Annotated in this window: 7 protein-coding genes, 1 pseudogene and 1 riboswitch; of the genes and pseudogenes, 5 read left to right on the top strand and 3 right to left on the bottom strand. The window is 68.2% G+C overall.

Annotation, left to right across the window (positions count from 1 at the left end):
* Positions 1–18: 18 nt before the first annotated feature.
* Entirely contained in the window at positions 19–1,647 is a 1,629-nt protein-coding gene (gene thiC, locus A5658_RS19840) for a phosphomethylpyrimidine synthase ThiC (protein ID WP_067339288.1), read from the bottom strand.
* Positions 1,639–1,744, bottom strand: a riboswitch (TPP riboswitch). It overlaps the preceding gene by 9 nt.
* Before the next feature lie 154 nt (positions 1,745–1,898).
* Here thiC and A5658_RS19835 point away from each other — a divergent pair.
* Genes A5658_RS19835 through A5658_RS19820 form a run of 4 tightly spaced genes read left to right on the top strand, consistent with a single transcriptional unit; the run spans position 1,899 to position 7,265 of the window.
* The gene (locus A5658_RS19835; protein WP_067339202.1) at positions 1,899–2,603 is read left to right on the top strand and encodes a PAS and ANTAR domain-containing protein; all 705 of its coding nucleotides are present in this window, start codon (positions 1,899–1,901) and stop codon (positions 2,601–2,603) included.
* Positions 2,604–2,620: 17 nt separating this feature from the next.
* On the top strand, positions 2,621–3,019 hold the full coding sequence (locus A5658_RS19830) for an STAS domain-containing protein (RefSeq protein WP_231997386.1): 399 nt from the start codon (positions 2,621–2,623) through the stop codon (positions 3,017–3,019).
* Positions 3,016–6,936, top strand: a complete 3,921-nt coding sequence (locus A5658_RS19825) for a SpoIIE family protein phosphatase (RefSeq protein ID WP_231997385.1) — start codon at positions 3,016–3,018, stop codon at positions 6,934–6,936. The genes A5658_RS19830 and A5658_RS19825 overlap by 4 nt, the downstream gene beginning before the upstream one ends.
* Positions 6,933–7,265: an STAS domain-containing protein gene (locus A5658_RS19820; protein ID WP_067339198.1), complete on the top strand. Its 333-nt coding sequence runs from the start codon at positions 6,933–6,935 to the stop codon at positions 7,263–7,265. The genes A5658_RS19825 and A5658_RS19820 overlap by 4 nt, the downstream gene beginning before the upstream one ends.
* A gap of 5 nt (positions 7,266–7,270) precedes the next feature.
* On the opposite strand, the gene A5658_RS19815 is transcribed toward A5658_RS19820, so the two are convergent.
* Positions 7,271–7,549 (bottom strand): hypothetical protein, encoded by a 279-nt coding sequence (locus tag A5658_RS19815; protein WP_156751568.1) that lies wholly within the window; start codon positions 7,547–7,549, stop codon positions 7,271–7,273.
* A 63-nt stretch (positions 7,550–7,612) separates the two neighbouring features.
* On the opposite strand from A5658_RS19815, the gene A5658_RS29135 reads away from it, so the two are divergent.
* Entirely contained in the window at positions 7,613–7,888 is a 276-nt protein-coding gene (locus tag A5658_RS29135; RefSeq protein ID WP_255361356.1) for an Rv1535 domain-containing protein, read from the top strand.
* Here the strand turns inward: A5658_RS29135 and A5658_RS29420 are convergent.
* Positions 7,863–9,986: pseudogene (locus A5658_RS29420) on the bottom strand (cation-translocating P-type ATPase); the annotation flags it as partial. The gene A5658_RS29135 and the pseudogene A5658_RS29420 sit on opposite strands and share 26 nt — an antisense overlap.
* Between the last annotated feature and the right edge of the window lie 2,047 nt (positions 9,987–12,033).

Below are 12,033 nucleotides of genomic sequence, written 5' to 3'. Positions count from 1 at the left end.
GCTTCGCCGCGCTGGCGATCACGCCTGGGCAAGCGGCAGATACACCCGGTTGCCGTGCTCGGCGAACTCGACCGACTTCTCCGCCATGGCCGCCTCGATGGCTTCGGCGCTGTCGAGTCCATGCTTGGCCGCGTAGTCCCGGACGTCCTGCGTGATGCGCATCGAGCAGAACTTCGGGCCGCACATCGAGCAGAAGTGCGCGGTCTTGGCGGGTTCGGCCGGCAGCGTCTCGTCGTGGTACTCCCGCGCGGTGTCGGGGTCGAGCGATAACGCGAACTGGTCGTGCCAGCGAAACTCGAAACGCGCTTGCGACAACGCATTATCGCGCTGCTGCGCGTGCGGATGTCCCTTGGCGAGGTCACCGGCATGCGCGGCGATCTTGTACGCGATCACACCGTCCTTGACGTCCTTGCGGTCCGGCAGGCCAAGGTGTTCCTTGGGCGTGACGTAGCACAGCATCGCCGTACCCGCCTGCGCGATGATCGCCGCGCCGATCGCGGAGGTGATGTGGTCGTATGCCGGTGCGATGTCGGTGGTCAGCGGTCCCAACGTGTAGAACGGGGCCTCCTCGCACAGCTCCTCTTCGAGCCGCACGTTCTCGACGATCTTGTGCATCGGGACGTGCCCTGGGCCCTCGATCATCACTTGTGCGCCATGGGCTTTGGCGATCTTGGTCAGCTCGCCCAGCGTGCGCAGCTCGGCGAACTGGGCGGCGTCATTGGCGTCGGCGATGGATCCGGGCCGCAGACCGTCGCCCAGGGAGAACGTCACGTCGTACTGAGCGAAGATGTCGCACAGCTCGGCAAAGTTGGTGTACAGGAACGATTCCCGGTGATGCGCCAGGCACCAGGCGGCCATGATCGAGCCGCCGCGGGACACGATCCCCGTCACCCGCTGGGCCGTCAGGGGCACGTACCGCAGCAGCACACCGGCGTGCACGGTCATGTAGTCGACACCTTGCTCGCACTGCTCGATCACGGTGTCGCGGTACAGCTCCCAGGTCAGCTCCGTCGGGTCGCCGTTGACCTTCTCCAGCGCCTGATAGATCGGCACCGTGCCGACCGGCACCGGCGAGTTACGCATGATCCACTCGCGGGTGGCGTGGATGTCCTTGCCGGTGGACAGATCCATGATCGTGTCGGCGCCCCATCGGGTGGCCCACACCATCTTGTCGACTTCCTCGGCGATCGACGAGGTGACCGCCGAGTTGCCGATGTTGGCGTTGACCTTGACTGCGAACGCCTTGCCGATGATCATCGGCTCGCTCTCGGGGTGGTTGTGGTTGGCCGGGATCACCGCGCGGCCCAGCGCCACTTCGTCGCGAACCAGTTCGGCGGGCATCTGCTCGCGTGCGGCGATGAACGCCATTTCGGCGGTGATCTCGCCGGCGCGGGCCCGCTGCAGCTGGGTGCCGCGGTCACGGACCACGCCGGGCCGGGCCGGCAGGCCCGCGTGCACGTCGATGACGGCGTCGGGATCGGTGTACGGACCCGAGGTGTCGTAGAGGTCGAGGTGCTCGCCGTTGGACAGATGTACCCGCCGGAACGGCACCTTCGCGCCCGGAACGCCCTCGAGCTCGCGGTAGATCTTGCTGCTGCCGGCGATCGGGCCGGTGGTCACGGTCGGTTCGACTGCCAAATCGGTCATTTCTTCTCTCCCTACGTCGGCATTACCCGGTCAGGTTCTTACGGTCGACGGCCCCGAGCCGTCCTCTCAGCGCACCGGGTGTGCGCTCCCGCTTCTTGCCCGGCTCCTCCTCGGACCGCTGCACGGTCCGCATCGTCGCCGGGCGCGTGTTCTCAACGCAGCCTCCACGCTAGCGCAGGCCGTCCGCGGTGCGCAGGCGAGAAGATCAAGTGCCGCGTAATCGGTGGGCAAGCAGGGGCATCGGTGGAAGGATGGTCGGCGTGCGAAAGGTGGGTGAAACGAGCACTGGCCCCGATGCTTGGCCCGCCCGGTGGCCGGCCGTCGACGCCGACAAACCCGCCGTTGGCTCGTTTCGATTCTGGTTCGTCGGGCAGCACTGGGAATGGTCCGACGAATTGGCCCGCATGCACGGCTACGAACCCGGGACGGTCGAGCCGACGACTGAATTGCTGATGTCGCACAAGCATCCCGACGACCGCGGCCACGTTCAGGATCTGCTCGACCGCGCACTGCTGTCCAAGACCTCGTTTTCCAACCGCCACCGCTTCATCGACACGAGCGGCCACGTGCACGACGCGATCGTGGTGGCCGACCGGATGTCCGATGAGACCGGCACGGTGGTCGGAACCGCCGGCTATTACCTGGACCTCACCGCGACCTTCGTCGAGAACCGGCAGAACGCGCTCGACGAGGCGCTGCCCGATCTGTTCGAGGCACGCGCGGTGATCGAGCAGGCCAAAGGCATCTTGATGGCCATCTACCGGGTCAGCCCCGAGCAGGCCTTCGGCGTGCTGAGATGGCGGTCGCAGGAGACCAACACCAAACTGCGTTCGCTGGCCAAGCAACTCATCTCCGAAATCTCCACGCTGCCACCGCCGTCGGCGGACACTCAGGCCGCCTTCGACCACCTGTTGTTGACCGTGCATCAACGTATTCCGGGTGAGTCCACCGGATAGGCTCCAGGCCGGGGACTGTGAGCGCGTCGAAGCGGGTGAACCTGATGGAACTGTTGGTGGTCGACTCCGAAGTCCGACCCGAAGCTGTGGTGGTACGTGCCTCCGGAGAGATCGACTCCAGTACCGCAGGCGAGCTGAGGTCCCAGCTGGAGTCGGCATTGGAGCAGGCCGGTGGCCACGATTCTCGGTTGCTCATCGTGGATCTGAACGACGTGACGTACTTCGGTAGCGCAGGGCTGAACGCGGTGCTCGACGTCCACGAGCATGGGCTGCGGGCCGGCACAACGGTCCGGCTGGTCGCCGACAACGGCTTGGTGGTCCGCCCGATCGAGGTGACGAACCTCGACAGCCGGCTCGAGTTGTACTCCACATTCCCGGATGCATTGGAAGGCCGTGATTCCGGACCGGGATCGTGAGCGGACACGAACGCCCCGGCTGGCCACGCGACCCGAGGGTGCTGCCCCCTGATCTCGCGGCCGCGGTGGCGCTCGGGGGCGAAATGGGCCGCAGGTTCGCCGAATTCGACTGGACCGCACACCCTCTCGGGCCGCCACACGCATGGCCGACCGAAATGCGCTCGGCGGTCGCGATGGTGCTCGCGTCGAGCTTTCCGATCGTGTTGTGGCTGGACACCGAAGAACTCTTCCTGATCTACAACGACGCCTACATTCCCATCCTGGCCGACCGGCACCCGGCGGCGCTGGGGCAGCGCGGACAGTACGCGTGGTGGGACGTGTGGGAATCGATCCGCCCGATGCTGGCCGGTGTCATCGCCACCGGGGAAGCCACCTGGTCGCACGATTTGATGCTGCCGATCGTGACCGAGGGCCGGCGGCGCGAGCGGTATTTCACCTTTACCTACAGCCCGCTGGTCCGCGCTGACGGCACGACGTTCGGGCTCATCGGCCCGTCGTTCGAAACCACCGACCGGGTGCTGAGCGAACGTCGGTTGCACCTGCTCAACGGCGTGGCCTCGGCCGTGATGGACACCAACACGATTGACGATGTCGTGCGGGCGGCCGTCGCGGTCTGCGCCGAACGACCGGCCGACGTGCCGTTCGTCGCCATGTACGTCGGGGACCCAGACGTATCCGAGGTCACGCTGCGCGCCGCGACGCGGTCGGTGCTGCCGTTGCTGCCGCCGACGTTGGCGAAACTGACCAAATCTCGGGACGTGCCGCGGACGCGGTCGCAGACGCGGGTGATCGACAACGTCGCTGCGTTGATCGACGGCCTCCACGCGGCATTGGGCAGCGACTGTCCCGACCATGCGCTGCTACTGCCGCTGGGCGAGGGGCCTGCCGCCGGGGCCCTGTTGCTCGGCACGAATCCGCTCTGCGTGCTCGACGACCAATACGTCGGCTTCTGTCAGCTCTTCGCCGACCAGCTGTCCTCGGCGATGGCCTCGGCGGTGTCCTACGAACAGCAGCGCCGGCGGGCCGACGCCTTCGCCGAACTGGACCACGTCAAGACGGCGTTTCTGACCAACGTAAGCCACGAATTCCGTACTCCGCTCACGCTTTTGCTGGGGCCACTCGACGATGCGTTGGCCGAAGCCAGCGCAGACAGCGCGATGGCGAATCGCCTGAGTGCCGCGCGACGCAATGTCGGTCGCCTGCAGCGACTGGTCGACTCGCTGTTGGACTTCTCCCGCATCGAAGCCGGTCGTGCCACCGCCACGTTGGTGTGCACCGACGTCGGCGCGCTGACGTCGCACATCGCGTCGTCGTTCGCCGAACTGTGTCAGCGTGCCGACCTCGAGTTGGTGATCGACTGCCGACCCGCGCTGGCCGACATCGATCCGGGCCTGTGGGAGACCATCGTGCTCAACTTGATGTCCAATGCGGTGAAATACACCCTGAGCGGTTCCATCACCGTCACGACACACAGCGACGCATCCTCGTGCCACATCACGGTACGCGACACCGGCGTCGGGATCGCCGAGGGTGACCTGAAGCGGTTGGGGGAGCGGTTCTTTCGTGCGAACAGTGCCCGCGGGCGCAGCGTCGAGGGCACTGGAATCGGATTGTCGTTGGTGCAGGGCCTCGTCGACTTGCAACACGGAACCGTGGAGTTCGACAGCCAACTCGGCCGCGGCACCGCGGTCACCGTCCGGCTGCCCCGATCGGTGGACGGCGAGCCCGTCGAGCACTCGCCCGCGGGACTGCTGGAAAACCCGTACGTTGTCGAGGCGGATCAGTGGGTGACGCCCCGGCCGGGATCGGCGAGCGACGTCCCGCCCGTTCCCGACGGGCGCGAGTTGGTACTGATCGCCGACGACAACGCCGATATGCGAGCACATTTGGAGCGCGTGCTGTCGACACGATGGCGGACGGTGCTCGTCAACGACGGGAAGGACGCCATCGAATCCGTCCGCAAGCTCCGCCCGGACATCGTCGTCACCGACGTGATGATGCCGCGCCTCAACGGCTTCGAGCTGGTCGCAGCTCTTCGGGCCGATCCGGCGCTGGCGGCGACACCGGTGCTGATGCTATCGGCGCGGGCCGGGTCGGAAGCCGTCAGCCAAGGATTCGCCGGGGGCGCGGATGACTACTTGCTAAAACCGTTCAGGTCACAGGATTTAATCGACCGCGTCGCGGCGCGGCTGGCAGCGGTGGCCCGTGAACGCGCGAGCCGGCGATCCAGTGATGCGCGCGCGCAGATCGCCCTTGATTTCGCGCAGCTGGACGCCGCCCTGCAGGCTGCCGATTCGAGTGTGGCGATCGTCGAGGCGCTGCAGGGCGCCGCGTTGGGCACCGGCGAGCCGCCGATTGTCTGCCTGGGTTTGCTTGACGCCGAAGGAAAGAACCTCCGATTCGACTACGGCGCTCCGGTGCCGCCGGAGATGCGGGACCGCTACCACGTCGCGTCGATGGACACCCCGATCGTGCCTGTCGACGTTATCAAAACCGGTCAGCCGATGATCATCACCGACACCCTCAACCTGCCGCCGCGTTACGGGCACGTGGTAGGCGAAACGGCGGACTCGGTGCGGTCGTGCATCAGCCAGCCGCTGCGCGGGCTGGACGGCAAAATCATCGGCACGCTCGGAATGCTCTGGTCGACGCCGCGCGAATTCGATCCCGCCGAACTCGATTGGGCCGCACAGGTTGCCAGGGCCACCCAGTCGGCCGTCGACCGCATCCGCACTGTGCAGCGCGAGCACCGGATCGCCGTCGACTTCCAGGACCACCTGCTCGATCTCGACCACGGGTCGACGGCGGCCGTCGTCGCGGCGGTCTACCAGCCCGGCGGCGAGGCGATGCGCGTCGGCGGTGACTGGTACCTGGTGATCCCGCTGGAACGCCAAGGCCGGATTGCGATTTCGGTTGGTGACGTGGTCGGGCACGGTCTGCCCGCGGCGATCGCGATGAGTAGATTGCGCGCGGGGCTGGCAGCCGGCGCGCTGACTGACGCCGACCCTGCCGCGGTGCTGGCCAACTTGGACAGGTATGCCGCCAAAGTGCCGGGGGCGCGGTGCGCGACGGTCAGTTACGCCGTGATCGACGACGGCTCGGACCCCGACACCGGCGACGGCATCGGTCGGATCAGCTATTCGTGTGCGGGACACCCCTATCCGCTACTGGTGGCTCCGAACCAACCGCCGGTGTTCTTGTCCGAGGGGCGGCGGCCCCCGGTGGCGGCGTGGGACAGCCCGCTGAAGCGCGACACCGCGGTGCACGAATTACCCACCGGCAGTGTGATTCTGCTCTACACCGACGGGCTGATCGAGCGGCCGGGCGAGGCGCTCGATCACGGCTTCAACCGGCTACAGGGCGCCGCCGCATATCGCGCCGACCTTCCGGTCGGGGACCTGTGCGACGAGTTGCTCGAACGGATGACCCCGCCGGGCGGATACACCGACGACGTCGTGCTGCTGGCGCTGCGCCCCTGCCACAGCTCGGGACGCAGCTTCGCCACGGTGGTGCCCGCGTCGCTGGACAACATCGCCGACGCGCGACATCGGTTGCGCGACTGGCTTTCCGGCCTCGACCTGGAGCCGGCACGGGAATCCGACATCCTGTTGGCCACCGGCGAGGCGGTGACGAATGCGATCGAGCACGGCAGCGGTGCCGATCCCAGCAAGACGGTTTCCGTGGAAGCGTTCGTGCGCGGGGCGACCGTCACCGTCACGGTCAGCGATGCGGGTCAGTGGTCGGGCGATTCGTCGGCCAGTCAACGCAGCCACCGGCGCGGGCGAGGGCTGACCATGATCAACGGTCTGGCGGACGATGTCAGAACGGTCCGCAGCGCGGCCGGCACGCGAATCACGTTGACGTTCGAGCGCGCAGTGCTGCCCGAGTCCGGACTCGTGGAAGGCGTGACGTTATGAGCCGCGCGGAGTTTGAGCTTCAGACCGGCCCGGAGCCGACGCCGGTCGAGGTAACCGTGACGGGCGAGGTCGATGCGTCCAATGTCGTCGACTTCGATCGGTCGGTGCGCGAGCTGCCCGGCGAGCGGCCGATGATCCTTCACCTCAGCAGCGTGAAATACCTGGACAGCGCCGGATTCGCGGCCCTGGATCGACTGTTCGCGGACAATCAAATCGTCATCGTCTTATCGCCGACGAGCTTCATGTACCGGGTGGCGGAGTTGATGTGCATGCCGATCCACCACGACGTCGAGGCCGCCCGCCGCGCGCTGCGCAACGGCGCCGGCTGACTTCGCTACTCGGCGTCTTCGATGGCCTCGCCGAGCTCCTCGAGCAGTTTGTTGTGGTGGTTGCTGGCCAGCAGGTGACCTGCGGCGATAACCACCGCGACCGGCCAGTCGATCAGCTCGAACGCGGCTAAGGCCGCTAAACCGCCGTAATAGGCCAAAGCTTCGGGTCGCGGGATCTCGACTTGTCCGAAAACCGGCAGGTTGAGCGCGAAAGTCTCGCCTTCACGGATCTGCGCCACCGCGTCTGCCTGCGACGTTGCGCGGCGAGAATTCTTTTCGGCCATCATTTGCCTTTCAGTAACGTTGCCGTTGCCATTGGGACTGGTGGTGCGGTCACCGTCGGGGTTATGTCGACGACTGATTCTCTCGCCGACCCACTAGGCGGAGCTGTGGCTGGCCTGCTGACCGTCCCCTTGACCCAGTTGTACGCCGTTCTGTGGCGCCTCGGCGCTGTGGAGGTCGTGACTCGGTCGGAGTCGACGGGCCGGACTCCAGCTCGGCGGACCGCTTATCAGCGAATGCACGGGTCGCGACGGCCACGGCGCCGGTCGCAACCCCGGCTGAGCCCAGCGCCTGCGCCCAGGCGAGGGGGCCCAGCGGGGTACAGCCAAGCAATTGGCTGACGCCGGGGATGCTGATCAGCGTCCCCATCACGGCCAACGATCCGCCCGCGGTCAACACGACCAGCGGAGTGCGTGAGTCCAGCAGCGTCTGACCCAGCTGCGCAGAAACCAGGGCAACCAGCGCCACCGTCGACGCCCGTTGCGGCCGTCCGGTGAACCCGGCCATCGTCCACGCCGCCGTCGCCGCCGCCGCGGTGGTCGCGCCACGGATCGCGACGGCCTCCCAGAGCGCCCGCTGGTCGGGGCCTCTCCCTTTGGGTCCGTCGGCCCCAGCCGGCCCGCTGGGCTTGCTGACCGCCAATGCGGCCGCGGGCAGCGCGTCGGTGAAGATGTTGACCAGCAGCAGCTGTCGGGTGTTCAGCGGCGAATCGCCGGTGATCGCGCTGCCGATGATCGCGAACGCGACTTCGCCGGCGTTGCCGCCGAGCAGCACCGACACCGCGGCCTGTACCCGCCGCCACAGCTCGCGGCCCTCGTCGATCGCGTTCAACAACGCTTCGATGCGGGCGTCCAGAAGCACCACGTCGGCCGCGACGCTGGACGAGTCGCTGCCGCGGGCGACGACGCCGATGCCGACGGTGGCCGCGCGGATCGCGGCGGCGTCGTTGGCGCCGTCGCCGACCATCGCGCAGACCTTGCCGGCGCGTTCCAGTGTCTGGACCACCTGGACCTTGTTCTCCGGCGACATCCGGGCGAAGATCACCCGCTCGGTCACCACCCGTTCCTGATCCTTGCGGGACAGCGCGTCCCACTCGGCGCCGCTGATCACCTGGTCGGCGGTGATCGACATGCCCATCTCGCGCGCGATCGCCGCCGCGGTGATGGGGTGGTCGCCGGTGATCAGCCGGATGCCGATTTCCCGCTGGGTGAGCGCCGCCAGCAGCGCCGGCGCCTCGGCGCGCGGGGTGTCGGACAACCCGAGGAAACCGGCCAGCGACAGCTCGCCGCCGGCCAGATCGACGATGGCATCCTCGTCCTCGGCGACCAGTTGGGCCTGTTGCGGGCTCAACCGGCGGCGCGCGACGGCGATGACGCGCAGGCCCTCAGCCGCCAGCCCACGGACGGTCGCGTCGATCTCGGGTCCGACGCCGGTGCAGGCGGCCAGCACGACCTCGGGTGCGCCCTTGACGGTGAGCTCGTCACCGAACACCGATGCCGAGAACGAGCGGCCCGACCGGAACGGCAGATGCGCGTCGGCTTCGGCGGTCACGTCGGCGACCGACTTCGCCGCCTCGATGATCGCCCGGTCGGTCGCGTGCACCTGCGGGCCGCCGTTGGCGTCCGGTGCGGCGCTGGCCGCGCAGCGCAGCACTTCGTCGTCGGAGAAGCCTTCGGCGGGATGCACCTGCGACACCCGCAACCGGTTCTCAGAAAGAGTGCCCGTCTTGTCGAAGCACACCACGTCGATGCGGCCCAGCGCCTCCACCGATCGTGGAACCCGCACCACCGCACCGAAATTCGTCAATCGTCGGGCCGATGCCGCCTGCGCGAGGGTCGCCACCAGCGGCATGCCCTCGGGCACCGCGGCCACGGTGATCGCGATCCCGCTGGCCACGGCCTGACGAATGCCCTTGGCGCGCAACAGACCAAGACCGCTGACCAGAAGTCCGCCGGTGACACTGACCGGGAAGGCCCGGTTGGTCAGCTGGCTGAGCTGATGCTCCAGACCGATTTGGGGGAGTTCGCTGGAGACCAGTTCGGCGGCACGACGGGCCTGGGTATCGGCGCCGACGGCCGTCACCAGCGCCACCGCGGTGCCCGCGACGATGGTGGTTCCGCCGTAGAGCATGCAGCGCCGCTCGGCCAGATCGGCACCCGGGGTGGCGTCGACCTGCTTTTCCACCGGCAACGATTCGCCGGTGAGCGTGGACTCGTCGACCTCGAGGTCTTCTTCTTCGATGAGCCGGGCGTCGGCGGGTACCACCTCGTGGGTGCGAACCTCGATGACGTCGCCGGGCCGCAGTTCCGCGGCCAGCACGTCGGTGTAGACCGGTGAGCCGTCGGGTGTGAACGCGACCTTGCGGGCTGGCGGAATCTGTTGGGCCAGAAGCTCATTGAGTCGGCTCTCGGCGCGCAGCCGTTGGCTGGCCGCCAGCATCGAGTTCCCGGTGAGCACCGAACCGACCAGCACCGCGTCGACCGGCGAGCCCAGCACCGCACTGGCCGCCGAGCCGAGGGCCAGCACCGGTGTCAGCGGATCGGACAACTCGGCGCGCACCGCCTTGAGAAACTGCCAGACAGCCTGGCGCGGACGGTCGGTGAACTGGGCGCCGCGATAAGCGGTGTCCATGGCCCGGGTCGCGATGCCGTGGCGTGGCTCCGCCACCAGTTCAGCTTCAGGCGGCGGCAACATCTTTCGGACCTGATCGATCGACATGGCGTGCCAGTCGTGGATCGGGGCGGGCAGCGGGGTCGGCGCGCGCAACACCCGGCGGGCCATCAGGTAGCCCGACAGCAGACCGGCGGCCGCGCCCGTCGTCACCGGCCCAGGGCCACGCCCGCGGACGCCGGGCACCATCAGCAGTGCCCCCAATGCAGTTGCACCGGTTGCTATTTCGATGCCACGGCGACTCGCCGACTTGGCGGCGGGAATGGCGTGCAGTAGCCGCCACACCCCGTCGAGGTCGTTCAGGATCACATCTGCGGTCCAGGGTGGCGGCTCGGAGTCGGAGTTGGGCATCAAGCCCAGTCCGACGTCGGCCGACGAAAGTGCTTGTGCCGCAGCCGACGAGATGACCGCGACGGTGTGTCCCGCCTCCTGCAGATCGGCCAGCGCGGCGGCAAGCGCCGAATCCATGGATGCCGGTTGCAGGGGTCGCAGGTCGTCGAATGCGGGATGCAGCTCACCGAGATCGTCGATTTCGACGGAGATCAGCTCCAGACCCGCGCGTCGCGCTTCGGCCAGCACAGCGGAGGCCAGCGGGTCGTGCGCCGGACCGATCAGCGCCTCGACATTCGCGTCGACCGAATGCCAGCCGACGGTGAGACCTTTCTTCTCCAGGAGCAACTGGGCGCGATTCCATGCCGGCGTCAGCTCGTCCTCCCCGGCGCCCCGGACACGCACGACGCGCAGGGTGTTGGTGCACAACACGCGGGGGTCGACCAGCAGCGCGTCCACGCGGTCGAGCCAACGGAGCTTCTCCGGATGCAACGGCAACACTTCGTGTTGCGCAGCCAAGCCCTGCCCCAGGGCTGCGGCGAACGATTCGCGGGTGGTCCGGCTGGCTTTTGGCGTGGTAACCAGGGTTGCCGTGGCGGCCATCCCCGGGTTCCGGGTGAACGCCCCGACGGCCGCGGTCCCGATCACCTGGCCCCAGGCGCTGCGCCGGGCGTGCCGCTCGACCGGCCCCTCGGCCGGTGGCACCGGCCGCGACGGCGGGTGCACCTCGGAATGTTCGGCATGGCGGGCCAGCGCGGGTTCGTGACGATTCCAGGCCTGCGCTTCGGCCTGGAACTCGGCGGCTTTCAGGATCTCCATCGCGAGGTCGACGGCCAGCGACGCCGGTGACAGTTCGAGGACGTGGGCCACCACCATCGCCACGCTCAGCACCGCGTCGGCGGACGAGTGGCCGATGCTGTCTTCGAGCAGCTTGCGCACCCGTGGCTGGTAGTCGACGGCCACCACCAACGCCTCGACGCCGTCGAGCAGGTGTGGCCACCGCAGGAGCCGGCCCGCGACCGCCGCGCTGACGCCCACCGCGGTGGCGCCGACTCCCAGCGCATTGGTGGCCAGCAGCAGTCCGTCTCCCGGGAGCGGCTTCGGACGGGTGGTGCTACGTTTTTGGTCGACGGTACCGCTTGCCCGCCAGCGCTTTTCGGCCTCGTCGACGTCGCGGCAGAGATCCCGCAGCGAGATCTGGTCGTGGGCGATTGTCACCACGATGCGGGACAGCGGGCGGTTGACGCTGACGGACTTCACGCCCGACCGGGCGCTGACGGCGTCGACCACGAAGCGTCCGAGCTCGGCGCCGTCCGGCCCGTCGAGGCCGCGGACCTCGACCCAGGCGCGGCCTCGTCCGCGCCAGCTGTGCCGGCTCAGCGTGGGTGCGGCCAGGCCGGCCGACAGCGCTCGGGCGCCTTCGCGCACGGGGATGACGGCCATGCTCAGGCCGGTCGAGGCGGCCGTGCCCAACGAGTCGACCAGC

The sequence above is a fragment of the Mycobacterium sp. 1245111.1 genome (assembly GCF_001673405.1).
Taxonomy (GTDB): domain Bacteria; phylum Actinomycetota; class Actinomycetes; order Mycobacteriales; family Mycobacteriaceae; genus Mycobacterium.
This window is presented reverse-complemented; position numbering and strand designations above follow the sequence as displayed.